The sequence below is a fragment of the Microbacterium sp. LMI1-1-1.1 genome, assembly GCF_040815675.1.
Taxonomy (GTDB): domain Bacteria; phylum Actinomycetota; class Actinomycetes; order Actinomycetales; family Microbacteriaceae; genus Microbacterium.
On record NZ_JBFPNN010000001.1, the window covers coordinates 750,899 to 774,979 of the forward strand.

Annotated in this window: 22 protein-coding genes and 1 tRNA gene; 12 read left to right on the top strand and 11 right to left on the bottom strand. The window is 70.6% G+C overall.

Translation table 11 applies throughout. The features are described 5' to 3' along the window. Window positions 1-36 precede the first annotated feature (36 nt). The 4 genes from MRBLMI1_RS03535 to MRBLMI1_RS03550 all read left to right on the top strand — a co-directional run bounded on the left by MRBLMI1_RS03535 (window position 37) and on the right by MRBLMI1_RS03550 (window position 3,247). Complete coding sequence (locus tag MRBLMI1_RS03535) at window positions 37-999, top strand: DMT family transporter (RefSeq protein ID WP_367726756.1); 963 nt, start codon at window positions 37-39, stop codon at window positions 997-999. 64 nt (window positions 1,000-1,063) lie between these two features. After that, window positions 1,064-1,137, top strand: a tRNA-Ile gene (locus tag MRBLMI1_RS03540). A 330-nt stretch (window positions 1,138-1,467) separates the two neighbouring features. Further along, window positions 1,468-1,929, top strand: coding sequence for a hypothetical protein (locus tag MRBLMI1_RS03545; RefSeq protein WP_367726757.1), 462 nt, complete (start codon window positions 1,468-1,470; stop codon window positions 1,927-1,929). 1 nt (window position 1,930) lies between these two features. Continuing rightward, window positions 1,931-3,247, top strand: coding sequence for a glutathionylspermidine synthase family protein (locus MRBLMI1_RS03550; RefSeq protein ID WP_367726758.1), 1,317 nt, complete (start codon window positions 1,931-1,933; stop codon window positions 3,245-3,247). Window positions 3,248-3,311: 64 nt separating this feature from the next. Here the strand turns inward: MRBLMI1_RS03550 and MRBLMI1_RS03555 are convergent, their stop codons facing one another. Both MRBLMI1_RS03555 and MRBLMI1_RS03560 read right to left on the bottom strand, forming a co-directional pair. Then, the gene (locus MRBLMI1_RS03555) at window positions 3,312-4,370 is read right to left on the bottom strand and encodes a methionine synthase (RefSeq protein ID WP_367726759.1); all 1,059 of its coding nucleotides are present in this window, start codon (window positions 4,368-4,370) and stop codon (window positions 3,312-3,314) included. Then, entirely contained in the window at window positions 4,367-5,359 is a 993-nt protein-coding gene (locus tag MRBLMI1_RS03560; RefSeq protein WP_367726760.1) for a putative oxygenase MesX, read from the bottom strand. Before MRBLMI1_RS03560 ends, MRBLMI1_RS03555 begins: the two co-directional genes overlap by 4 nt. A 119-nt stretch (window positions 5,360-5,478) precedes the next feature. Here MRBLMI1_RS03560 and MRBLMI1_RS03565 point away from each other — a divergent pair, with 119 nt between their 5' ends. Further along, window positions 5,479-6,429: a LysR family transcriptional regulator gene (locus tag MRBLMI1_RS03565; RefSeq protein ID WP_367726761.1), complete on the top strand. Its 951-nt coding sequence runs from the start codon at window positions 5,479-5,481 to the stop codon at window positions 6,427-6,429. 71 nt (window positions 6,430-6,500) lie between these two features. On the opposite strand, the gene MRBLMI1_RS03570 is transcribed toward MRBLMI1_RS03565, so the two are convergent. Together MRBLMI1_RS03570 and MRBLMI1_RS03575 are read right to left on the bottom strand one after the other, a co-directional pair. Continuing rightward, complete coding sequence (locus MRBLMI1_RS03570) at window positions 6,501-7,523, bottom strand: CNNM domain-containing protein (RefSeq protein ID WP_367726762.1); 1,023 nt, start codon at window positions 7,521-7,523, stop codon at window positions 6,501-6,503. Then, on the bottom strand, window positions 7,520-8,920 hold the full coding sequence (locus tag MRBLMI1_RS03575; RefSeq protein WP_367726763.1) for a hemolysin family protein: 1,401 nt from the start codon (window positions 8,918-8,920) through the stop codon (window positions 7,520-7,522). Before MRBLMI1_RS03575 ends, MRBLMI1_RS03570 begins: the two co-directional genes overlap by 4 nt. A gap of 249 nt (window positions 8,921-9,169) precedes the next feature. Here MRBLMI1_RS03575 and tatA point away from each other — a divergent pair, with 249 nt between their 5' ends. The 4 genes from tatA to lnt all read left to right on the top strand — a co-directional run bounded on the left by tatA (window position 9,170) and on the right by lnt (window position 14,351). Further along, window positions 9,170-9,427 carry a Sec-independent protein translocase subunit TatA gene (gene tatA, locus MRBLMI1_RS03580; RefSeq protein ID WP_367726764.1) on the top strand — a complete coding sequence of 86 codons (258 nt, stop codon included), beginning with the start codon at window positions 9,170-9,172 and terminating at the stop codon, window positions 9,425-9,427. 63 nt (window positions 9,428-9,490) lie between these two features. Further along, window positions 9,491-10,249 (top strand): twin-arginine translocase subunit TatC, encoded by a 759-nt coding sequence (tatC, locus tag MRBLMI1_RS03585; protein ID WP_367726765.1) that lies wholly within the window; start codon window positions 9,491-9,493, stop codon window positions 10,247-10,249. Beyond that, a complete protein-coding gene (locus tag MRBLMI1_RS03590) occupies window positions 10,246-12,729 on the top strand; it encodes a DEAD/DEAH box helicase (protein ID WP_367726766.1) in 2,484 nt (827 codons plus the stop codon). Before tatC ends, MRBLMI1_RS03590 begins: the two co-directional genes overlap by 4 nt. Continuing rightward, on the top strand, window positions 12,726-14,351 hold the full coding sequence (gene lnt, locus MRBLMI1_RS03595; RefSeq protein ID WP_367726767.1) for an apolipoprotein N-acyltransferase: 1,626 nt from the start codon (window positions 12,726-12,728) through the stop codon (window positions 14,349-14,351). The genes MRBLMI1_RS03590 and lnt overlap by 4 nt, the downstream gene beginning before the upstream one ends. A 15-nt stretch (window positions 14,352-14,366) precedes the next feature. Here lnt and MRBLMI1_RS03600 read toward each other — a convergent pair whose 3' ends face one another. The 4 genes from MRBLMI1_RS03600 to MRBLMI1_RS03615 form a co-directional block, all read right to left on the bottom strand. Then, window positions 14,367-14,738, bottom strand: a complete 372-nt coding sequence (locus MRBLMI1_RS03600) for an RNA polymerase-binding protein RbpA (RefSeq protein ID WP_367726768.1) — start codon at window positions 14,736-14,738, stop codon at window positions 14,367-14,369. A gap of 109 nt (window positions 14,739-14,847) precedes the next feature. Next, window positions 14,848-15,636: a glycerophosphodiester phosphodiesterase family protein gene (locus MRBLMI1_RS03605; protein WP_367726769.1), complete on the bottom strand. Its 789-nt coding sequence runs from the start codon at window positions 15,634-15,636 to the stop codon at window positions 14,848-14,850. After that, window positions 15,633-16,628 (bottom strand): SPFH domain-containing protein, encoded by a 996-nt coding sequence (locus MRBLMI1_RS03610; RefSeq protein WP_367726770.1) that lies wholly within the window; start codon window positions 16,626-16,628, stop codon window positions 15,633-15,635. Before MRBLMI1_RS03610 ends, MRBLMI1_RS03605 begins: the two co-directional genes overlap by 4 nt. Next, complete coding sequence (locus tag MRBLMI1_RS03615; protein WP_367726771.1) at window positions 16,625-17,101, bottom strand: NfeD family protein; 477 nt, start codon at window positions 17,099-17,101, stop codon at window positions 16,625-16,627. The genes MRBLMI1_RS03610 and MRBLMI1_RS03615 overlap by 4 nt, the downstream gene beginning before the upstream one ends. Before the next feature lie 141 nt (window positions 17,102-17,242). Here MRBLMI1_RS03615 and MRBLMI1_RS03620 point away from each other — a divergent pair, with 141 nt between their 5' ends. Beyond that, window positions 17,243-18,007, top strand: coding sequence for an SDR family oxidoreductase (locus MRBLMI1_RS03620; protein ID WP_367726772.1), 765 nt, complete (start codon window positions 17,243-17,245; stop codon window positions 18,005-18,007). Between the two features lie 2 nt (window positions 18,008-18,009). Then, window positions 18,010-19,989 carry a S9 family peptidase gene (locus MRBLMI1_RS03625; protein WP_367726773.1) on the top strand — a complete coding sequence of 660 codons (1,980 nt, stop codon included), beginning with the start codon at window positions 18,010-18,012 and terminating at the stop codon, window positions 19,987-19,989. A gap of 117 nt (window positions 19,990-20,106) precedes the next feature. Here MRBLMI1_RS03625 and MRBLMI1_RS03630 read toward each other — a convergent pair whose 3' ends face one another. Next, window positions 20,107-20,661, bottom strand: a complete 555-nt coding sequence (locus MRBLMI1_RS03630) for an HdeD family acid-resistance protein (RefSeq protein ID WP_367726774.1) — start codon at window positions 20,659-20,661, stop codon at window positions 20,107-20,109. Window positions 20,662-20,812: 151 nt separating this feature from the next. Beyond that, window positions 20,813-21,730 carry an AEC family transporter gene (locus tag MRBLMI1_RS03635; protein WP_367726775.1) on the bottom strand — a complete coding sequence of 306 codons (918 nt, stop codon included), beginning with the start codon at window positions 21,728-21,730 and terminating at the stop codon, window positions 20,813-20,815. Between the two features lie 275 nt (window positions 21,731-22,005). Here MRBLMI1_RS03635 and MRBLMI1_RS03640 point away from each other — a divergent pair, with 275 nt between their 5' ends. Beyond that, the gene (locus MRBLMI1_RS03640) at window positions 22,006-23,055 is read left to right on the top strand and encodes a hypothetical protein (protein ID WP_367726776.1); all 1,050 of its coding nucleotides are present in this window, start codon (window positions 22,006-22,008) and stop codon (window positions 23,053-23,055) included. A gap of 187 nt (window positions 23,056-23,242) precedes the next feature. Here the strand turns inward: MRBLMI1_RS03640 and MRBLMI1_RS03645 are convergent, their stop codons facing one another. Then, window positions 23,243-24,007 (bottom strand): SGNH/GDSL hydrolase family protein, encoded by a 765-nt coding sequence (locus tag MRBLMI1_RS03645; RefSeq protein WP_367726777.1) that lies wholly within the window; start codon window positions 24,005-24,007, stop codon window positions 23,243-23,245. Between the last annotated feature and the right edge of the window lie 74 nt (window positions 24,008-24,081).

Consider the following 24,081-nt stretch of genomic DNA (forward strand, 5'->3'; position numbering starts at 1 on the left):
CAGCCTATCCAGCGGACCTGCGGCTAGTGTCGGAGGGTGCTCCCGCTCGACGTCTCTCTGACCGACGGAATCGACGAGCTCGTCGGCATCTTCCGCGACCCGCGCATCCTGCTCGGGATCCCGCTGGCCCTGCTCGGGGCCGTGCTGATGTCCTTCGGTGCCCAGTACCAGCACCGCGGCGTGCAGAAGGTCGAGCGCCTCTCCGGCAAGACCACCGGCGGGCTCTCCCGTTCGCAGCTGAAGAAGCTGCTCACCCGCCCGTCCTGGGTGGCGGGGGCGATCATGCTCGGCCTCGCCGTCGTTTTCCAGCTCGCCGCGCTGTCCGTGGCCCCGCTGATCCTCGTGCAGCCGCTGGGGGCCATCGCCCTCGTGATCACCACGATCCTCAACGCGCGCGTCACGCATCACAAGCCGAACCGCCGGTCGCTCGTGGCGATCGCGGCCTGCGTGGGCGGCATCTTCATCTTCGTCACCATCGCGGCGTTCTTCGCCACGGAGCACGAGGTGACGGACGCTGCTCTGACGACCATCCTCAGCATCCTCGCCGCGGTCGTCGTCGTCTTCGGCGTCGTGTGGATCCTGCTCCGCCGCCGGGCGCCCGCGCTGTTCTACATCATGGCCGCCGGCGTGATCTACGGCTTCGTCGCGACGCTCACGAAGGTCGTCATCAGCCGCATCCAGACCGGCGACTTCGGCTGGCTGTCGCTGATCTGCGCGGTGGCGCTCATCGCGGCCGCCCTCGTCGGCGGGTACTTCGTCCAGACGGCCTACTCGGCCGGCCCGCCCGATCTCGTCATCGCGGGTCTGACCGTGATCGACCCGATCGTCGCCGTGCTCATCGGTCTGACGGTGCTCGGGGAGGCATCCACCGCTCCCGCCTGGGCCCTCATCGGATTCGCCGTCGCCGGGGCCATCGCCACGTGGGGCGTGATCCAGCTGACGCGGCATCACCCGCAGATCACCGCCGACGGCAAGGTCGCACCCCCGCGGGTGAAGTGACGTCCGCCCGTCTCGCGCGGCGCGTCGAGCGGACGGTGTCGTGACGGTAGGCTCGTCGTCGCTGGGGGCGGTGGCCAAGCTGGTCAAGGCAGCGGGCTCATAACCCGACGATCGTGGGTTCAAGTCCCACCCGCCCTACTCACTCCTCCGCGGAGGGCCTGGTGCTCGGCGCGGACGCCGCCGAGGTCACACGTTCGGCTCGAGCGCACACGTTCGCGCTGCTCTCGAGCGTGTGTTCTCGGCGGGATCGTGTGATCTCGGGGGAGTACCCGCGGCGGCCGTGCGCCGCTCAGCCGCGGCGGCCCGCCGCCCCCCGACGTTGCGGCCAGCTTCGAAGGGATGCTCGCGGCACACAATCTCGTGCTGCTGTGAGCCCCCGATCAGCCCTCCCGTGTAGATTCGGAAGCTCCCGAGGCGGGGGCCTCTCCAACGGACCTCCGTAGGCGCCCCACGGAAGAAGGGGCGACGATGAACACGCGACGCATCGCGCTTCCCGCCGTGACCGCGATGGCCGCGCTGGTGCTGAGCGGATGCAGTGGCGAGGTGTACGAGTCGGCCCCGACCGACACCGTCTACTGCGTCGACGCCGACAACACGATCGTCGACGAGGCGCAGTGCGACGACGTCGACCCCACCGCCTCTCCGAGCCCGAACGGCGGGGGCGGTGGCGGGAGCGGCCTCCTCGCCTGGTTCCTCATCGGGCGCTATGCCGGCGGACTGCAGCCGGGCACCACCCTCGACCCGTCGCTGTCGACCTCGCGGGTCCCTGCCGGGGACGCCTCCGCCCGACGCGCGGCGGGACTGGCGGAGACGGGCCGCGTCTCGAACGGCATCTCCGCGTCGACGGGCAAGCCCGCGGGCATCGGGCGCGGGGCCGGCTCGGACGGCAAGCCGGGCGGCTTCGGCAACGGCAACGGCACGGGCGGCTGAGGTGCAGCGACGACTGATTGCCCCTCGTCCCGACTACCTGCAGCGCGTTCAGAAGGCCGGTCTCGTCTACACCCACGACGACCCCCGCAGCGACCACCCGGAGCTCTACCGGTACTGGCGCGACGACGCCTACTACGAGTTCCGGCAGGCGGACGTCGAGGAGCTGCAGCGCGCCGCCTCCGCCGTGTTCGGCATGCTCGAACAGGCGGGCGACTGGCTGCTGTCTCCCGCCGGCGCCTGGTACCTCCGGCGGTTCGAGATCCCGCCGCGGGCGATGCGCGCCGTCGTCGACAGCTGGAACGAGGAACCCGCCTGGGGGTCGGTCTACGGACGCTTCGACTTCCGCTTCGGGGGAGTGGACCATCCGGACGCGGCGATGCGGACCCCCCGGCTCTACGAGTTCAACGCCGACACCCCCACCTCGCTGGTGGAGTCCCTCGTGCAGTGGGACTGGTTCGAGGACAACCGCGACCGTTTCGTGCGGGAGACCCCGGATGCCACCCAGTGGACGAACATGTACGAGGACCTGATCGCCGCATGGCGGCGCAACCTCGCCCTCATCTCGGCGAAGCTCGGCTTCGAGCCCGTCGTCTACTTCGCCTGCAGCAACGCGGACCCGTCGCACGAGGACGAGATGAACACCCTCGTCCTGCGCGACACCTGCGAGCAGGCGGGCTTCGCGACCGAGACGATCTTCGTCGAGAACCTGTGGCTGGGCGGAGACGACCGGTTCTACGCGGGGCAGGGCGGGGCCCACATCGACGTCCTGTTCAAGCTGTACCCGTGGGAGCATCTCGCCCGAGAGGCCAACGCCGACGCGATCTTCCTCGACATCGAGTCGATCGGATACGGCGGCCGCCCGTACGCCGGGGGCACGGTCTGGATCGAGCCGCCCTACAAGATGCTCTGGAGCACCAAGGCGATCCTCCCCGTCCTGTGGCACCTGTTCGGCCGCACCGAGGACGGGCGACGGTACCTCCTGCCCGCGTGGTTCGACGGCGACGAGCCGTTCGGCGTCCGCCGCACCGGCTTCGTCCGCAAGCCGATCCTCGCGCGCGAGGGGGCGGACATCGTCCTCACCCGTCCGAGCGGGACGACGGTCCGCGGCGAGGTGCAGGGGTACGGCGCAGAGGGCTTCGTCGTCCAGGAGCTCGCGGAACCGCCCGTCTTCCACCGCCGCGAGGAGGGTGTCGACGTGAGCACGGTCGTCGGCGTCTGGATGATCGACGGCGAGCCCTCGGGGCTGTGCGTCCGGGAGAGCCGCGGACCGATCACGGACAACTTCGCGAACTTCCTCCCGCACGTCGTCGCGGGCTGACCGGCGCACCTCCCCGGCGGTTCATCGGAGGGCGGGATGCCGCCGCGGTGGCATCCATGGTCCGTCAGACCCCCGCCGCTCCCACGGGCACCCCGGTGAGGAGCTCGTCGCGGACGAGGGCCGCGCCCGCCGCGAGGGCGCTCATCTTCTCGAGGGCGACCCGCCGGGGGAGCGGGGCCATGCCGCAGTTCGAGCTGGCGATGAGCTTGTCCGGATCGACGAACTCGAGGGCGCGACGCAGCGTGCCCGCCACCTCCTCCGGCGTCTCCACGCGTTCGTCGGCGACGTCGACCGCCCCGATCATGACCTTCTTGCCACGGAGGAGCTCCACGAGGTCGATCGGCACGTGCGACCCGTGGCTCTCGAGCGAGACGCCGTCGATGCGCGAGCGCTGCAGCAGCGGGAAGGACTCCTCGTACTGCCGCCACTCGTCGCCGAGGGTCGCCTTCCAGTCGTTGTTCGCCTTGATGCCGTAGCCGTAGCAGATGTGCACGATGGTCTCGGCGCGCAGACCCTCTGCCGCGCGCTCGAGCGCGGCGACGCCCCAGTCCTTCATCTCGTCGAAGAACACGTTGAAGGCCGGCTCGTCGAACTGGATGACGTCCACGCCGGCCGCCTCGAGCTCGCGCGCCTCCTGGTTGAGGATCGTCGCGAACTCCCAGGCCAGCTTCTCGCGACTGCCGTAGTGGTGGTCGGAGAGGGTGTCGATCATCGTCATGGGGCCGGGGAGCGCCCATTTGATCGGCCGATCGGTCTGGGCGCGGAGGAAGGCGGCATCCTGGACGAAGACCGGCTGACGACGGCTGACCGCTCCGACGACGGTCGGCACGCTCGCGTCGTACCGGTCGCGGATGCGCACCGTCTCGCGGTTCTCGAAGTCGACGCCGTCGAGATGCTCGATGAACGTGGTCACGAAGTGTTGGCGGGTCTGCTCGCCGTCGCTGACGATGTCGATGCCGCGCCGCTCCTGCTCCTGGACGGCGGCGCGCAGCGCGTCGTGCTTGCCCTCGACGAGGACGTCGCCCTCGAGCTCCCACGGCGCCCAGAGGATCTCGGGCCGGGCCAGCCAGGCCGGCTTGGGGAGGCTGCCGACCAGGGCGGTGGGCAGGATCGCCGCGGTCATCGGAGCACCGCCCCGAAGTCCGCCGACCACTCCTCGAGCGCGCGGCGGTGCGGGGTGACGAAGTGCTCCTCGGCGAAGCGGCCCTGGGTCACCGCGAGACGGCTCCGCTCCTCGCGGTCGTACTCGATGCCGGTGCGGACGAAGTCCGCGGCATCCAGGCTCGGACGGTAGACCTCGCCGGCCGGGGCGATGGCGTTGTAGATCTCCGGACGGTAGATCTTCTGGAACGTCTCCATCGTGGCGATGGTGCCGATCAGCTGCAGGTCGGTGAGGTCGTCCAGCGCGTCCCCGCGGTGGTAGAACGCCAGCGGTGCGACGCTGCCGCGCGGCATGAAGTAGCGCGCCCGGAGGCCCATCTTGGCGAAGTAGTCGTCGGTGAGGGACGTCGCGTCCTGGGCGTACTCGTGGCCCAGGACGGGGTGCACGACCCCCGTGCGACGGTAGGTGCGGCTCGTGGAGACGCTGATGCAGATGACCGGCGACTCGGGGAACCGCTCCCGGTACGCGGCCGAGTCCACGAAGTGCTGGAAGAGCTTGCCGTGCAGGTCGCCGAAGTCCTCCGGCACGGTGAACGTCGCCGCGTCGGCGTTGGCCGCGGGGAGGACGACGCTGAAGTCGTAGTCGCGGAGGTACGACGAGAAGTTGTTGCCGACGATCCCGTGGTGACGGATGCCGGTGACCGTGTCCACGATGTGCACGTCGAGCACCTCGATGACGGGGATGTGCTCGTCGTCGGCGCTGTCGGCGAAGCGCAGCTCCACCGAGACGATGTCGAGCTCGAGGCGGTAGCGGTCCCGCTCGGCGTCGTCCCGAACGGCCAGGTCGTGGAACCGCCGGTGCATCATCTCCAGAGCGCTCCGCAGGTTGCGCTGTCGTCCGTCGCCGCGCGCGAGGTTGGCGAAGTTCGTCGTGACGCGCGAGTTCTCGGCGGGGGCGTAGTCCTCGTCGAAACGGGTGGTGCGGATGCTGAACGTGATGTCGTTCGCCATGGGATGCCATTCGCTGGAGGTTCCGCGTCGGTCACGCGGCGGTCGGTGACTTCATGGTGCTCCCGTGTCCCGGTCATCGGGTAATCCGTTCGTTCTATGACGTCATATAGTCTCGATCTATGCCCCGGACCGCGAGCGGGATCACGCTCCAGCAGCTGCAGTACTTCATCGAGGTCGCCGCGGAGGGGTCGATCTCGGCCGCCGCCGACCTGCTGTACGTCTCGCAGCCGACGATGTCCGCCGCCATGAAGGACCTCGAGGGCCGGGTGGGACGATCGCTGCTGACCCGCTCGGCCCGCGGCGTCACGCTCACGACGGACGGCGTCGAGTTCCTCGGCTACGCCCGTCAGGTGGTGGAGCAGGCGGAGCTCCTCGAGCAGCGGTACCTCGGACGGCCCCCGTCCCGACGCCTGCTCGGCGTCTCCGCGCAGCACTACTCGTTCGCCGTCGACGCCTTCGTCCGCATGGTCAAAGCCACTCCGGCGGCGGAGTACGAGTTCTCCCTGCGCGAGACGCGCACCTTCGACATCATCGAGGACGTCCGCACGCTCCGCAGCGAGCTCGGCATCCTGTTCCGCAACGACTTCAACCGCAACGTGCTCGACAAGCTTCTGCGCGACTCCGGCCTCGCCTTCCACCCGCTTTTCGTCGCGGACCCGCACATCTTCGTCTCGCGCCGGAATCCCCTCGCCGCGAAGGGGCGCGCGACGCTGGACGACCTCGCCGACCTGCCGCGGCTGACGTTCGACCAGGGCGCGAACAACTCCTTCTACTTCGCGGAGGAGATCCTCTCGACCCTCTCGAGCCGGCAGGAGATCCGCGTCTCCGACCGCGCGACGATCTTCAACCTCATGATCGGCCTCGACGGCTACACGATCTCCACGGGCATCATCAGCGACGACCTCGACCCCGAGATCGTCGCCGTCCCGCTCGACGTCGACGAGCGCATCGAGATCGGCTGGATCGGCCGGACGGCCATCCCTCTCACCGAGCAGGCGCAGCGCTACCTCGCGGAGGTGCGGACGGTCGTCGTCGAGGCCGGCGTGACCCTGACGGAGACGCCCGCCTGACACCGCGTGCCGGTCGGGCGGACGGATGCCACGAGGGCCCCGTTCCGGGGGGAACGAGGCCCTCGGCGGCCTCAGCGCGTGGCCGCGGCGAGCTCGCCGGGTCCGGGGAGGATCTCCCGGAGCAGGTCGTCCAGCGTCACCACGCCGACCAGACGCTCGCCGTCGACGACGATCGCGAGCTGGACGCGACCGCGCCGCATCCGGGCCAGGGCGTCGTACGCCGAGGCGTCCGGCGCGAGGACCAGCGGCTCCCGCGCGATCTCCGCGGCCGGGGTGGCCGGATCGACCGTGAGCGTGTCGCGGACGTGCGCCACCCGCGTGGTCGCACCGGCGCCGACGAGGATGCGCAGATGCGTGGAGGACGCCGCCACCGCCTGGATGTCGGAGACCGTGGCATCCACTGCCACCGCTGTCGGCGGACGGTCGGTGCGGACGATGTCGCCGACGGTCAGCGACCCCAGGGCGATCGCCTGCGCGATCGGCTCCGAGTACTGCACCTCGAGGGTGCCGGACTGCCGCGAGTGGGCCACGAGCTCGCGGATCGTGTCGACGTCCTGACCGCCGGCGGCGGCCTTCTCGACGGGCTCGACGCCCGACGCCTTCACCAGACGGTTCGCGATGTGGTTGATCCACAGCAGGAACGGGCGCAGCGGCCAGGTCATCGCGCGCGCCAGGATGCCGGTGGCCTTGGCCGCGGTCTCGGGGTGCGCGATCGCCCACGACTTCGGCGCCATCTCGCCGATGACGAGGTGGAGGAAGGTCACGACGATCAGCGCCAGCATGAAGGCGATGATGTCCGCGAGCACGAAGGGCAGGCCCCACTGCTCGAAGACCGGAGCGAGGGCGTAGTCGATGGCCGGCTTGGTGATCGCGCCGAGGAGGAACGTGCAGGCCGTGATGCCCAGCTGCGCGAACGCCAGCATGACCGTGAGCTCGTTGATCCCGCGGAGGGCGGCGCGCGCCGACGCGCTGCGGTCCGCCTCCTCCTCGAGCCGGTGACGCCGGGCCGCCAGCAGGGCGAACTCGACGATGACGAAGAAGGCGCTCGCCACGATCAGCAGCGTCGTGACGAGGGCGACGGTCCAGCCGTTCATCGGGCCACCTCCTCATCCGTCTCGCGGACGTCGTCGGGGGCGGCATCCAGGTCCTTCTCGTTCAGCCGCACCGCCAGCTGGGACGGGACGTGACGGTCGACCTCGACGACCTCGATGTCCAGCCAGCGCTGCATGTGGATGCCGTGCACCGTCTCGGACGCCTTCTCGGGCAGGTCGATGCGCACGAGGGCGCCCGGGGGGAGGAGGTCGCCGTGGGTGGCGATCACCAGACCCGCGACGGTCTCGACGTCGGTGTCGTCGAGGTCGTGCCCGATGAGGCGCTCCAGCTCGTCGAGGTGCACGTCGCCGGGGATCGTCCAGGCGTCGTCGCCGAGCGCGGACACCTCCTGCACGTCGACGTCGTGCTCGTCGGAGATCTCGCCGATGACCTCCTCCGTCAGGTCCTCGACGGTCAGGATGCCGTCGAAGTTGCCGTACTCGTCGACGACGCACGCCAGCTCGTTGCGGCTCTGGCGCATGCGGTCGAGCGCGGTCGGGAGCAGCATGAACGTGGGGATGACAACGGCCGGGCGCATCGCGCTCGACACGGGCGCCTCGTCGGCGTGGTCGCCGCGGAGCAGGTCGATCAGCTCGATGACGCCGACGGGGGAGTCCTCCTCGCCGATCACGGGGTAGCGGGTGTGGCCGGACGCCATGAGCGCGCGCACCTCGCCGACCGTGGTGTCGGGGGTGACCGAGTCCACCTGCGAGCGGGGGACCATCGCGTGCTCGACGTCCCGCTGGGGGAAGTCGAGGATGCGGTCGATGATCATCGACAGGTCGTCGGGGAGGTCGCCGCTGGCGCGGGACTCCTCGATGATCGCCTCGAGGTCGCGCGCCGTGGCGCTCTCGTCGACGTCCTCGAGCGGCTCGATGCGCAGCAGACGCAGCAGGGCGTTGGCGGCGACGTCGAAGACGGTGATCAGCCAGCCGAACGCCAGCAGGTACAGGCGGGTGGGCACGGCGAGGGCGCGCGCCAACGGCTCGGGGCTCGCGATGGCGAGGTTCTTCGGGTACAGCTCGCCGAAGATCATCGTGACCACGGTCGCCAGGAGGAGGGCGCCGACGGTGCCGATGACGATCGAGACCGCCGGATCGAGGCCGACCCCGCCCAGCAGCGTGCCGATCGACTGCCCGATCATGGGCTCGGCCACGTATCCGATGAGCAGTCCGGTCACGGTGATGCCCAGCTGCGCGCCGGAGAGCATGAACGAGGTGCGCTTGGTGATCGCCAGGACGCGCGTGGCCTGCGCGTCGCCCTTCTCGGCCCGCGCGGTCAGACGGGACCGGTCGACGGACATGTAGGCGAACTCCTGCGCGACGAAGAATCCGCAGGCGGCGATGATCGCCAGGGTGATGAGGATCCCCAACAACAGAGTCAGGGCAGCAGCCAGCATCAGATCTCACCCCCTCTCGATACGAGGGGGCCCGAAGATCGGCCCTCCTGATCGGTGGGGGCGGCGCGATGATGGCTCACGGAACTCTTTCTCGTGGGTCGGGAAACGCAGATCACCCCGACTTTATCGGCCGCATGCAGCTGACGCCTGGGAGAAGGCCCCGCATTCGACGGCGGGCCCGCCTCACGGCCTTCTCCTCGACTCGGGCGGTAGACTGGACGCCACGACCCCACGACACAAGGAGTCCTCATGCTTCAGGGATTGACCGGCTGGCACCTGCTGATCGTTCTGGCGGTCATCCTGCTGCTCTTCGGAGCCGCCAAGCTGCCCGCCCTCGCCAAGAGCGTCGGCCAGTCGGCGCGCGTCTTCAAGAGCGAGATGAAGGAGATGAAGCGCGACGACGAGGTCGACGCGCCCCGCTCCGACCAGGCTCGCCCCGCCGACCCCGGCATCGCGCCGACCGCGGCGGCACCGGAGCCGCGCAGGTCGAACGACACCTCCGCCTGACGCGTGGCCACGGCGGGAGCGCCGCGGATCGATGTGCCCGAGGGTCCGCGGCGTGACAAGCGCATGTCGCTCGGAGCCCACCTCGTCGAGCTGCGCAAGCGCTTGATGATCGCGGCGGCGGCACTCGTCGTCGGCATGGTGGTGGCCTTCTTCATCACCGACCCGATCATCCACTGGATCACCGAGCCGATCCGCGTGATCGCGGCGCAGCGCGGCGACGACTTCTCGGCGCTCAACTTCACGGCGGTCACGTCCGCGTTCGACCTGCGGATGCGCATCGCCTTCTCGATCGGCATCTTCCTGTCCGCGCCCATCTGGCTGTGGCAGATCTGGGCGTTCATCATGCCCGGCCTGACGCGCAAGGAGATCCGCTACACCGTCGCGTTCGTCGCATCCGCGGTCCCCCTCTTCTTCCTCGGCTGCTGGGTCGGGATGCTGGTGGTCCCGCACGTCATCGAACTGATGTGGAGCTTCACGCCCGACGGCGGCGTGAACTTCTACAACGCCACCGACTACTACGACTTCGTCTTCAAGCTGCTCATCGTCGTGGGCGTCTCGTTCGTGCTCCCCGTCTTCCTCGTCGCCCTCAACGTGGCCGGCGTCATGAGCGGCCGCGCGATCCTCCGCGGATGGCGGGTCGCCATCCTCATCGCGACCGTCTTCGCGGCCCTGGCCACCCCGGCGGCCGACGTGGTGAGCATGCTCATGCTCGCCGGCATCCTGGTCGTCCTGTTCTTCGCGGCCGCGGGTCTATCCATGCTGTTCGACCGCCGCAAGGCCAGGCGCGAAACCGCCCTGCTGGGCCCAGGATCGACCGCGTGACCGAACTCAGCCCCGCCGAGCGCTTCGCCCGCGCTGCGGCCCGGTCGTCGCATCCGCTCACCGAGGACTTCGCCGAGGCGCAGCGCTTCGAGCTCGACGACTTCCAGATCGCCGGATGCCAGGCCCTCGAGGAGGGGCGGAGCGTCCTCGTCGCCGCACCCACCGGTGCCGGCAAGACGATCGTGGGCGAGTTCGCCATCCACCTCGCGATGCTCGAGCCGGGCGACAAGGCGTTCTACACGACGCCCATCAAGGCGCTGTCGAACCAGAAGTTCCACGAGCTGCAGGACGTCTACGGCGAGGACGAGGTCGGCCTCCTCACGGGCGACACGAACATCAACTCCTCCGCGCGCATCGTCGTCATGACGACCGAGGTGCTGCGGAACATGCTGTACGCCGACTCTCCCGCCCTGCGCGGGCTGCGGTTCGTGGTGATGGACGAGGTGCACTACCTCGCCGATCGCTTCCGCGGCGCCGTGTGGGAGGAGGTCATCATCCACCTGCCGCCGTCGGTCCGGCTCGTCTCGCTGTCGGCGACCGTGTCGAACGCGGAGGAGTTCGGCGACTGGCTGGACACCGTCCGCGGCGACACCGAGGTCATCGTCTCGGAGACGCGTCCCGTCCCGCTCGAGCAGCACGTGCTCGTCCGCGGCGACCTGCTTCCCCTCTTCGACGACCGCGCCGGGGTCGCGACGGCGCAGGTCAACCAGGAGCTGCTGCGCATCCGCGGGGGCAACGCCGGCGGCTACGAGAACAACCGCCGAGCCCAGGAGTACCGCTCGCAGCGGCACGCGGGCGGCCCTCGCCACGCGCATCAGCGCCGCGGCGGGCACAAGCCGCTGCGCGCCGCCCAGGGCCCGCGCATCGAGCGGATCGACCGGCCCGAGGTCGTCGAGCTGCTCGCGCGGAACCACCTGCTGCCGGCGATCTTCTTCATCTTCAGCCGCGCGGGCTGCGACGCGGCCGTGCAGCAGCTGCGGCGCGCGAACGTCCGGCTCACCTCGGCCGAGGAGCGCGAGGAGATCCGGCAGATCGTCGACGAGCTGACCTTCACCCTCAAGGACGAGGACCTGGCCGTCCTGCACTTCTGGGAGTGGCGGGACAACCTCGAGCGCGGCGTGGCCGCGCACCACGCCGGCCTCCTGCCCGCGTTCAAGGAGGTCGTCGAGGAGCTCTTCCGTCGCAAGCTCGTCAAGGTCGTCTTCGCCACCGAGACGCTGGCCCTGGGCATCAACATGCCCGCGCGCACCGTCGTGCTCGAGAAGCTCGAGAAGTTCAACGGCGAGGCCCGCGTCGCCATCACGTCGGGGGAGTACACCCAGCTCACCGGCCGGGCCGGACGCCGCGGCATCGACGTCGAGGGCCACGCGGTCGTGCAGTTCACGGAAGGGCTCGATCCCCAGTCGGTCGCCGCGCTCGCCTCCCGCCGCACCTACCCGCTCAACTCCAGCTTCCGCCCCACCTACAACATGGCGGTCAACCTCATCGACCAGTTCGGTCGCGACCGGGCGCACGAGATCCTCGAGTCCTCGTTCGCCCAGTTCCAGGCCGACCGGTCGGTGGTGGGCCTCGCCCGCCAGGTGAAGGAGGCCGAGGAGTCGCTCGGCGGCTACGAGCAGGCGATGACCTGCGACCGGGGCGACTTCCGGGAGTACTCCACGATCCGTCGCGAGCTGAGCGACCTCGAGAAGATCAACCGTCGCGACGCGACCGCCCCCCGCCGTCTGCGCGACGAGCGGCAGCAGCAGATCCAGTCGCTGCGGCGCCGGATGCAGCGGCATCCCTGTCACTCCTGCCCCGACCGGGAGGCGCACGCCCGCTGGGCCGAGCGGTACTGGAAGCTCAAGCGCTCCACCGACAAGCTCCGGCAGCAGATCGACCAGCGGACGGGGACCGTCGCACGCGTCTTCGACCGGGTGGTCGAGGTCCTGGCGGCGCTGGAGTACGTGCGGGTCGAGGACGACGGCGCGACCGTCCTCACCCCCGCCGGACGCACGATGCGCCGCATCTACGGGGAGCGCGACCTGCTCGTCGCCGAGTCCCTCCGGCAGGGCCTGTGGGACGGCCTCGACGCCCCGTCGCTGGCGGCGCTCGCGTGCTGCCTGGTCTACGAGCCCCGCCGCGACGAGGCCGGGCCGGGGGAGCGGGGACTCCCGCGCGGACCGTTCCGGGGAGCCCTGGATGCCACCCAGACGCTGTGGCAGGAACTGGACGACCTCGAACGCGACCACCGTCTGCCGGGGTCGGAGTCGCCCGCCTCCGGACTCGCTCCCGCCATGCACGCCTGGGCGAAGGGCCTGCCCCTCGACAGCGTGCTCGTGCTCGCCGACATGGCCGCCGGGGACTTCGTGCGCTGGTCGAAGCAGACGATCGATCTGCTCGACCAGATCTCGCTCGTGGCGGAGCCGAAACTCGCCCGCACCGCGCGCTCCGCGCTCGACTCCGTCCGGCGCGGCATCGTCGCCTACACCTCGGCATGAGCACCCGGACGGTGAGCACCCCCGCCCGCGCCCCTCTCGCCGACGGCTCGCGGCCGCTGCTGCGCCTCGCGTTCGCCGCGCCCCTGTCGGTCGTCGCCGGCCTGCTGCTCGTCACCGCCTACCCCGCACTCGCGTGGTGGCCGATGGCCTTCCCCGCCGTCGTCCTCACGCTGCTCACCCTCATCGGGCGACGGTTCTGGTCCGCCGTGCTCGTCGGCTTCCTCTTCGGCGCGGCCTTCTTCTCGGTGAACCTCCTGTTCACGGCCCGCTACCTGGGTCCGGTGCCCTGGCTGGCGCTGTCGGTGCTCGAAGCGCTGCTCACGGCCGTCCTGGCCGCGCCGCTCGCCCTCGCCTACCGATGGATGCCACGCCTCGCGCCCGGGGCGCTCGGCCGTCTCGTCCTGCTTCCGGCGCTCGTCGCCGGCCTGTGGACCCTCCGCGAGCAGATCGTCGGGTCGTGGCCGTACGGCGGTTTCCCCTGGGGCCGCATCGGCGTCTCGCAGGTCAACGGACCGTTCGCGGAGGCGGCATCCTGGGTCGGCATGTCCGGCGTGACGTTCCTGGTCGTCCTCTTCTGCGCCATGGTCGTCGAGCTCGTGCGCCGCCGGACCTCGGGCTCCCGCCTCGCACGGGCCGTCCCGGCCGCGCCCGCCGCGATCGTGCTCATCGTGCTGCTCGTCGCCCCGCAGTTCCCCACCACGGACGCCGGCTCCCTGCGGGTGGGCGCCGTGCAGGGCAACGGCCCGGCGGGGTACTTCGACCGGCGCGCGCCGAACGCCGTGCTGAACGCGCAGCTGGCGGCATCCGCGCCCCTCATCGGACAGCGGATGGACGTGCTGCTGTGGCCCGAGGGCGGCGTCGACTCCGACCCGACCTCGACCCCCGCGACCGCGGCCGCCCTCGAGGAGATGTCCCGCCGCGTCGACGCGCCGCTGCTCGTCTCGGCCGTGACCGAGCGGGGGGACGAGCTGTTCAACTCGTCGCTGCTGTGGACCGGCGAGGGCCAGCAGGGCGACACGTACGACAAGCGGCATCCGGTGCCGTTCGGGGAGTACGTGCCGGACCGCGCCTTCTGGGAGCCGTTCGCCCCCGACCTCATCGGACTCATCGGCCGGGAGTACACCCCCGGGACGACGCGGCCCCTCATCGACCTCGGCGGCATCGGGGTGGGCCTGGCGATCTGCTTCGACGTGATCTACGACGACGTCGTCTGGGACGGCGCGGCGGAGGGCGCCGAGGTCTACACGTTCCAGACGAACAACGCCGACTTCCGCGGCACCGACGAGAACCTCCAGCAGCTCGCGTTCGCGCGGATGCGCGCCATCGAGACGGGCCGGTCCGTCGTGAACCTCTCGACGGTCGGCACGAGCCAGGTCATCGCGCCCGACGGCTCGACCCTCGACGAGCTCCCGATCGACACCGCCGGGCACATGCTCACCGACGTGCCGCTGCGCACCGGCCTCACGCCGGCCGTCGTCATCGGGCCCGCCGTCAAGATCGTCCTCGGGTGGGGGAGCCTGGCGGCGCTGCTGCTGGCCGGCATCCTCGTGGCCGTGCGGGCGCGGGGCGGGGCCACCGGCGGAAAGAAGAAGACGCCGACCCCCGCAGGGGCCGACGTCTGAGAAAGCGGGTCAGCGTCAGGCGCTGATCTTCTCGTCGCCCGCACCGCGGCGTCCGCGGACGTACGCCAGGCGCTCTTCGAGCAGCTCCTCGAGCTCGGGGAGCGTGCGGCGCTCGAGCAGCATGTCCCAGTGCGTGCGCGGAGCCTTGTCGTCGCTGTGGTCCACCGTCGCGGTGCCCTCGCCGATGCGCAGGAGCGCCTCGGAGCCGCACGTGCGGCACTCCCAGGCCTCGGGAACCTCGGCGTCAGCAGCGAAGGTGAGGACGGTGTCACGTCCGCACGCGCTGCACGAGTAGGTGTGCTGTGCGCGGTCATGGAACACGACGCCGTCTTCGCTCTGGAGGCTCTGGGCGCCGAGTCGGATGCCGCGGAGACTGCGGTCTGCCATTTTGTGGTCCTCTCGTCGGTCTACAGGTATAACGACTGCACCTGTGCGCTTTATTCGAACGGGACGGCCCACGACGGGATTCACAGTCGATGCTCAGGCCCCACGTCGTTCACCGTCCATTCACCAGCGCGAGCGCCAGATCGGCGCGGTCCGTGACCAGTCCGTCGACGCCCAGATCGAGCAGGCGGGACATGTCCGCGGGGTCGTTGACGGTCCACACGTGGACCTCGACACCGGCATCGTGCGCGGCCGCGACGAGCCCCTTCGTCACCACGCGCAGCGGCCCCTGCCGCTCCGGCAGCTGCAGCGCGTCGACGTCACGGAGCAGGCGGCGGACGAGCGGCGAGGCGCGCAGGGCGAGCGCGGCGAGCAGGCGCGCGACCGTCGCCGAGCCGGCCGAGGTCGCCGGCGCGATCTCCGCCCCGGCCGCGTGCGCCGCTGCGAGGGCCGCTCGGCGGCGTCGGTCCGAGAAGCTGGTGACGAGCACGCGGTCGGCGTGCGGGGCGACCGCCCGACCGACGGGGACCGCCGCCGCCTCCGCCTTCACGTCCAGGTTGAAGCGCACGTCCGGGAAGGCGTCGAGCGCCTGGGGAAGGGTGACGAGCCCGCCGCGGTCGGACATGATCTCCTCGAGCTCCCGGATGCGGACGTCGGCGATCGCGCGGGGGTCCCCGGTCACGCGGGCCAGGTCGTCGTCATGGAAGAGGACGACGACGCCGTCCGCCGTCAGGTGGCAGTCCGATTCGACGTAGGTCACCCCGGCGGCCTGCGCCTCCGCCACCGCGGCGAAGGAGTTCTCCACGATGCCGGAGGCGGCGGCATCCGGGGTCACGAGCCCCCGGTGGGCCAGGACGCGCGGACGGTCCTCGGCGGGAAGGAAGGGATGCCGCGCCGTCACGGCGCGGAGCCGTCCGACGCCGGCGGCGCGGTGGGGGTGCGCCGCGCATCGGGGCCCTCGGGCGCGGCGGTCCCGGCCCCGGTGGTCCCGGCCGCCGAGACGCCGGCGCCGAACGCGCCGGAGATGCCCTTCAGCGCCTCGGTGAGCTCGCTCGGGATGATCCAGAGCTTGCTCGAGGCGCTGTCGCTGATCTTCGGCAGCGTCTGCAGGTACTGGTACGCCAGCAGCTTGTCGTCGGGGCGGCCCTGGTGGATGGCGCTGAAGACGGAGTGGATGGCCTCGGCCTCGCCCTGCGCGCGCAGCACCGCGGCCTGCTTGTCTCCCTCGGCCTCGAGGATCGCCGCTTGACGGCGCCCCTCGGCTTCGAGGATCTGCGACTGCTTCGAGCCCTCGGCGGTGAGGATCGCGGCGCGGCGGTCGCGTTCGGCTCTCATCTGCTTCTCCATCGAGTCCTGGATCGACAGGGGCGGGTCGATCGCCTTCAGCTCGACGCGGCCGACCCGGATGCCCCACTTGCCGGTGGCCTCGTCGAGCACCACGCGGAGCTGTCCGTTGATGTTGTCACGGCTCGTGAGCGCCTGCTCGAGGTTGAGCCCGCCCACGACGTTGCGCAGGGTCGTCGTCGTCAGCTGCTCGACGGCGCCGAGGTAGTTCGCGATCTCGTACGTGGCGGCGCGGGCGTCGGTGACCTGGAAGTACACGACCGTGTCGATCGAGACGACGAGGTTGTCCTCGGTGATCACCGGCTGCGGCGGGAACGACACCACCTGTTCGCGCATGTCGAGCAGGGGCCGCACCCGGTCCACGAGCGGCACGACGAGGTTGAGGCCGGGGGAGAGGGTCTTGTGATACTTGCCGAGCCTCTCCACCACTCCCGCCCGCGCCTGCGGGATGATGCGGATGGCCCGGAACAGCACGACGACGACGAAAACCGCCACCACGGCCGCCAGGACCCATCCGATGGTGACGGGGATCAGATTCTCGATGCTCATGACGTCGCCTCCCGGCTTCGTGCGCGGACGACGGCGGTGGCGCCGTCGATGCGGACGACCTCGATGCGCGTGGCGGGGTCGAGTCGCGTGTCGGTGTCGGTGCGCGCGGTCCACACGTCGCCGTTGGCGAGCTTGACCTGCCCCGTGACGGAGGGCGACACCCGCGACAGCACGAGACCCTCCAATCCCAGGAGCGCCTCGACGTTGGAGGGGCGGGTGTCGGCGCCCCGGTGCAGACGCCGCAGCAAGGGAGGCCGCAGGAACGTCAGCAGCGCGAACGCCGCCAGCGCCGCGACGATGACCTGCGCCCACAGTGGAGCGCCGATCAGACCGACGACGAGGCCGAGGAGCCCGCCGACGGCGAGCATGAGGAAGGTCAGCTCGCCCGTGAGCATCTCGATGACCAGGAAGACCAGGATCACCACGAGCCAGCCGATCCAGGCCCACGTGTCGATGGTGGAGAGAACGTCCATCTCGAACCTCCTGAGCCCGAACGTAGCACTCGGACGGCACGCCGGGGCCGGTTCGCACCGTCCTCCTAGGCGGGGTCGCCGCGGGACCCGGCATCCCGGTCGATAGGCTGGGAGCTGATCTCGAACCGTCAGGAGAATTGCGTGTCCCAGACCCTTCCGTCCGGATCCTTGAGCGGCAAGACCGCCCTCGTCACCGGCTCCTCCCGCGGCATCGGCGCCGACACCGTCCGCTACTTCGCCGAGGCCGGCGCGAACGTCGTCATCAACTTCCGCAACAAGGCGCCGCGCGCCGAGAAGCTGGCCGCGCAGCTGCGCGAGCTCGGCGTCGAGGCCCTCGTCGTCGGGGCCGACCTGACCGACCCGGTGTCCGTGCAGGCGATGTTCGACGAGGTCGAGCGCACCTTCGGCGGTCTCGACGTCCTCGTGCTCAACGCCTCGGGCGGCATGGAGTCCGGCATGGCCGAGGACTACGCGCTGCTGCTGAACCGCGACGCGCAGGTCAACGTCCTCGAGACGGCACTGCCCCTGCTGAGGGACGACGCCCGCGTGGTCTTCGTGACCAGCCACCAGGCGCACTTCATCCGCACCACCCCGACGATGCCGGAGTACGAGCCCGTGGCGCTGTCCAAGCGGGCGGGCGAGGACGCTCTGCGCGAGCGAATCCCCGCCCTGGAGCAGCGCGGCATCGGCTTCACGGTCGTCTCCGGCGACATGATCGAAGGCACCATCACGGCGACCCTCCTCGAGCGCGCCAACCCCGGTGCGATCGCGGCCCGCCGCGAGGACGCCGGCAAGCTCTACAACGTCTCGGAGTTCGCCGCCGAGGTCGCGCGCGCCGCGGTCGACCCGGTCCCCGCCGACAACACGCGTCTCGTCGGCGACACCGCGTCGTTCGGGGGCGAGTGAGAATGCGCCCCGACGACATCGAGACCCTCGTCTCCGTCGGCCGGCCCGACATCGCCCCGGACGGCTCGTTCGCCGTCTACGCCACGTCACGACCCGACCTCACGGCCGACCGCGCCGTGGGCCAGCTCTGGCGCGTGGACCTGCCCGCCGGCGAGCCCCGCCGGCTCACGCGCGGGGTCGCCGACCGCTCGCCGCGGCTGTCCCCGGACGGCGCGACCGTCGCGTTCCTCCGCGGCGACGCCAAGGGACGCGCGCAGGTGTTCGTCGTCCGCGCGGACGGCGGCGAGCCCGTCCAGGTCACCGACACGGTCGGCGGCGTGAGCGAGGTGGCCTGGTCGCCGGACGGGACGCGCCTGGCCTTCACGGCGCGCGTCATCGAGCCCGGCCGTTACGGGACCGTGGACGGCCTGGATGCCGCGGCCGAGCCGGCCCGTCGCATCACCGGCATCCGCTGGCACGCGAACGGCCTCGGCTACCTGGACCGCCCATCGCACGTGTTCGTGGTCGACGCGCCCTCCACCGAGACGGAGCCGTTCTACGACCCGGCCCCGGCCCTGGAGAAGCCCGAGAAGCGCGTCGTCCCGACCGAGGCGCATCGCATCACGCACGGTCCGACGAGCTGGTCCGGCGTCGCCTGGAACGCGGACGGGACCGAGATCCTCAGCGTGCCGGATGCGATCGAGTCCGACCGCCGCGATCTCCGCGACCGCGTCGTGGCCCTGACCGTCGAGACCGGCGCCGCCCGCGAGATCGTCGCCACCGCGGCGAACCTGTCGGTCTCGGCCGCGCAGGTCGCCCCCGACGGCACGGTCTTCCTGCTGGCGAACGACGTGGGCCCCACCGGCGTCGACTTCGTCGCCCCGGGCGTCGCACTGTGGGTGCTCGAAGACGACGGCCCGCGCCGCCTGACCGACGCCGAGACCGTCGATCTCGGCGAGGTGGGCAGCCACCTGTCCTTCGACGGCGACGACGTGCTCGTGCAGGACCGCACCCGCGGACGCCTCCGTCTTCTCCGCGTGAGCCGCGGGGGAGAGGTCGTCGAGGTCCTCGGCGGGGACCGCGAGGTCACCGGCCACGCCGTGGCCGCCAGCCGCGTCGTCGCGGCCGTGGCCGCACCCGCGTCGTTCGGCGAGCTGCTCGTGCTCGACGGCGACGCCGCCCCGCGCGCCGTGACCGACCTCGGCGCCGCGGCGCGCGAGCGCGGCATCGTCGAACCGCTCGAGCACGAGATCACGGGCCGCGACGGGTATCCGGTGCACGGCTGGGTCGCCACGCCCGAGGGCGAGGGACCGTTCCCGGTGATCCTGCAGATCCACGGCGGTCCGTACGCCTCGTACGGCGTGCACCTGTTCGACGAGACGCAGGTGCTCGTCGAGGCGGGATACGCCGTCGTCTACAGCAACCCGCGCGGCAGCGCCGGGTACGGACGCGCGCACGGGCGGTCGATCCGGCAGGCCATGGGCACGCTGGACTACTTCGACGTCATGGACTTCTTCGACGGAGTCGTCTCGGCCGACCCGCGGCTCGACGCCGAACGCGTCGGCGTCATGGGCGGGTCGTACGGCGGGTACATGACGGCCTGGGTGATCGCCCATGACCACCGCTTCGCCGGCGCCATCGTCGAGCGCGGGTTCCTCGATCCGGCCAGCTTCCCCGGGTCCAGCGACATCGGGTCGTTCTTCGGCACCGAGTACGTGGGCACCGACCCGGACGCCGTGGCCGCGCAGAGCCCGATGGCGGTCGTCGACCAGGTGCGCACGCCGACGCTCGTCCTGCACTCCGAGCTGGACTTCCGCTGCCCGCTCGATCAGGCGACGCGGTACTACAGCGCTCTGAAGCAGAGCGGCGTGGACGCCGAGATGCTCATCTTCCCGGGGGAGGACCACGAGCTCACCCGGGCCGGACGTCCTCGCCACCGCGTGGAGCGTTTCGACGCCGTGCTCGACTGGTGGGCGCGGTACCTGCCGCCGGCGCAGCCCTGACGACGCCGCACCGCGTCGTGAGGCGGTGACAGGACGGGGCCGGGAGGCGGTGGCATCCCGGCCCCGTCCTCGTCCGCGGAACGCCGCCCTCGTGCGCTCGGCGACCGCCCGACGCGATCAGACGGCGCGTCCGAACCGGATCGCGCGGACGATCTGGAAGAGGCCGAGGACGACCAGCGAGAACCCGATCAGCAGGAACAGCGTCACGACTCCCAGGAGCGGGGCGAACAGCAGGATGACGCCGGCGATGATGCTGACGACGGCGAAGAAGACCGTCCAGGCGCGCGAGGACGTGTCGCTCACCGTCGTCAGGGAGACGACGCCCTCGATGATCCACAGGATGCCGACGAGCACCCCGACGAACGTGCCGAACCACGCGGTGGCGGCGCCGAGGTTGGAGAACGCGATGACGCCGGCGACGAGGAAGAGCACGCCGAGTGCGAGATAGCCGATCCGCGCCCACCCGCGGGCCCGCGAGAAGATCGCGAGCGCGATGTTGACCACGCCCGCGAGGATCACGTAGATCGAGATGATCGCGACGACGACCTCGGCGGCGCGGCCGGGCCAGATGAGGATCAGCAGGCCGACGACGAGCGAGATGACGCCGCTGACGAGCAGACCGGTGCGGACCGCACGGACCGCGGTACTGCCGAACGAAGAGGCTGTGGACATGGCGAGTCACTTCCTGAGAGAGGGCTGAGAACGCTCCGAGCCTACGACCGCGACGCCCACGCGGAGGGGGAGTGGTCACGCGGTCCCGGTGACGCTAGCGAGGCCGTCGGCGTCGCCGGGCACGCCGGGCGGACTGGACGCGGGGGAGAGGTCAGCCGAGGAGGAGGGTCACGCCGAACAGGACGGGGAGGCATCCCACCGTCGACAGGAAGACGACGTCGCGCGCGAGGATCTCGCCGACGCCGTAGCGCTGCGCGAAGTTGAAGACGTTCTGCGCGGTCGGCAGCGCGGCGAGCACGACGACGACGAGCACCTGGTCGGACGGCAGGCCGAACGCGATCGCGATGAGCCACGCGACCGCGGGCATGACGAGCAGCTTCAACGTCGACGCGATGACGACGTCGACCCGTCGGCCGCGCTGCGTGAGAACCCGCTGTCCGTAGAGCGACATCCCGTAGGACATGAGCAGGACGGGGACGCAGGCGTTGGCGATGAGCTGCAACGGCTCGAAGACGATCGGCGGCAGGTCGATGCCGAGCACGGCGACGAGCACGCCGAGGGCGGATCCGATGAGCATCGGGTTCTTCGCCGTCTGCCGCAGGATGCGCAACAAGGAACGCGAGCCCGAGGTCGTGGCATCCAGGATCGACAGGGCGATCGGCATGAGCACGAGGAGCTGGAACAGGATGACCGGGGCGGAATACGCCGCGTTGCCGAGCATGTAGAGCGACAGCGGGATGCCGATGTTGTTGCTGTTGACCTGTCCGGACGACAGCGCGCCGATTACCGTCTCGCCGACCGGGCGGCGCAGGATGAGCGCCGACACGAGGGCGTACACGAGCAGGATCGCGGCGGCGGCGAGCATCGAGACGGGCAGCAGCGCAGAGAAGAGGGTCGCGACATCGGCCCGTGCGAGGACGACGAACAGCAGGAACGGCGAGAGGACGAAGAACGTCAGCCGGCTGAGGACGTGGCGGGCGTGCGGGCCGAGCAGGTCGATGCGGGCGATGATGTAGCCGACGACGACGGCGAGGCCGACGACCGCGAAGCCCGTGAAGATCCCGGTCATGCACGCCGCCCCGGAAGGGTGCGGGCGCGGAAGGGGATCATCGTGTCGAGCCTAGCGTTCCCGGGCCGGGGCGCCGTGCCGGGGGGTGCCGGGTGTGTGCCGGAAGCGGACGGTCGCGTCGGGATCCGGCCGCGGTGGTGCCGGCGTCCGACCACGATGGTGCCGGAATCGGATCACGGCGCCGGATTCGGACAATGGATGCCATTTCGTCCGACACCGACGCAGGCGTCCGATTCCGCGCGGGTAGCGGCCCGTTCTGCGAATATGGTCGAGTCGTGCAGATCGAACGGATGCTCCTGAGCGGCGACACGGTGCGTTCCATCGAAGCCACCGCTCGCACTCGGACTGAGTGGTTCTCCGTGATCTGGCATCCCGTGCTTGTGCTCCCGGGGACCATGAGCATCGGCGACGTGCCGGGGTCCGTGATCGGAGAGCAGGCATTCTCGGGCGCCTCGGACGAGGCGTTCCTCATATGGGATGCCCGTGTCCCCGACGCCGCCCAAGGGGATCCCGTTGCGTGGTTCGGTGGGAATGAGCTGCGGAATCCACCGCCGCCGCTCGAGAGGGACGCGTCGGACCTCCCCGTCCTCCCGGACGACGAGTTCTGGCCCTTCATCGACGCGCTCGACCGAAAACTATGGAACAAGACCCTGCGCGCGGCTGCCGGTCGGTTGGCCGAGCAGCCCGAGGAGTTCATCCTCCGGTGGGCGCAGACGGCGGCCCTGAAGGCGGTTGCTCTCGCGGACGTGCTCGAGTCCGTGGGGATCGACGTGTCCTACGAGATTCATGCCATTGGAGCCGTTCTTTGCCAGGGGCAGCGGACTTTCGACGCAGTGCTGTCCGACGCGGACGTGTTCGAGCTCACCTGGGGCAACGACAATTCCTGGCTCGTCATCTCGCTCGCGAACTACGCGTTCGAGCGAAAAGCGACTGTCGGCGTCAATATCACCACCGCGTTCACAGCCCGGGAGTCAGAGATCCGGGCGAGGGAAGCCGAGGCGGTCGCGGAGTACCAGCGACAGCGGGGTATCGAGCCCGAGCCGGAGCAGCCGTTGTTCGCGGCGGCACGGGCGGTCGTCCGCACCGAGGGCGCACTCCGCGAGCGAATCGCGTTCGTGCCCGCGCGCATGAGCTCCGAGCGGGCGGTCGAGGCGCTTGCGCGAGACGCGCTGACCGCAGATGGCAGCTCGATCGTCGCCGGACCGGAGTTCGCGCTGCAGAGCGTCGTCGGACCAGAGGGTGGCGAAGCGTTCGCGATCAAGAGACGGAGCAGCGTCGATGTCGACGCCTATGTGAAGTTCTACGCCTCGGTTCCGCCGCGGTAGCGGCTCGTTCCTTTCCTGCCTGTAGCGCAGACGCCCAGGTCGTTGAGACGCCCCGCTCGAGCGTTGATGTGGTGACGCCGATAATGCACATTATGTCAGCTTGCGCGATGGCATCCCTCCCCTCGGAGCGTGTGATCTCAATCCGAACGTGTGATCTCGCGGCGGGCCAGAACCTGACCCACACGCGTCAGCTCCGCGGCGTCAGCTCGACCCAGTCGCCGTCGAACTTCGCCTGCCGGTTGTCGCCCGACGACGTCCCCGTGAGGCGCCGGCGCACCCAGGGCGCGACGTGCTCGCGGTAGTAGGCCGTCCCCTTCAGACGCTCGGCCTCGGGGATCTCGCGCAGGTGCCACCACTCCCCCGGCGCCGACAGTCCGACCGATTCGATCACGCGCGCCGCGACGCGGTGGTGGCCGCGCGCGTTCATGTGCAGGCGGTCGACCGACCAGAAGTCGCCGCCGGCGAGCTCGCGGTCGAACCAGTTGTAAGCCGTGAGGACGTCCGGCCGGGAGGCGAGACGCTCCTCGACCGCGCGCGACAGGCGGTCGCCACGGGCCTCGATGATCTTGCCGAGCGGCAGCCCCGCCGTCGGATTCGCGCCGGAGAGCACGATGAGCCGCACCCCCTCCTCGTCGCACCGGCGGAGGACGTGGTCGAAAAGGTCCACGATCCGCTCGATGCCGGTGCGCGGCCGCAGCATGTCGTTTCCGCCGCCGTTGAACGACAGGTGGGTCGGCTTCAGCGCGAGCGCCGGCTCGAGCTGCTGCTCGACGATCGGCTGGATGAGCTTGCCGCGGATCGCCAGATTCGCGTACGCGATCGGCTCGCCGGCGGCATCCGCCCATCCCTGCGCGGCCAGGTCGGCCCACCCTCGGACGGTTCCGTCGGGCAGTTCATCGCCGACGCCTTCGGTGAACGAGTCGCCGATCGCGACATAGCGGACGGATGCCATGGCTCGAGCCTACGCGGGCGAGGCGCGGCGGCCGGTCGCCGGCGGCCGTGTCCGGGTTCGGGGCGCGCTCAGTC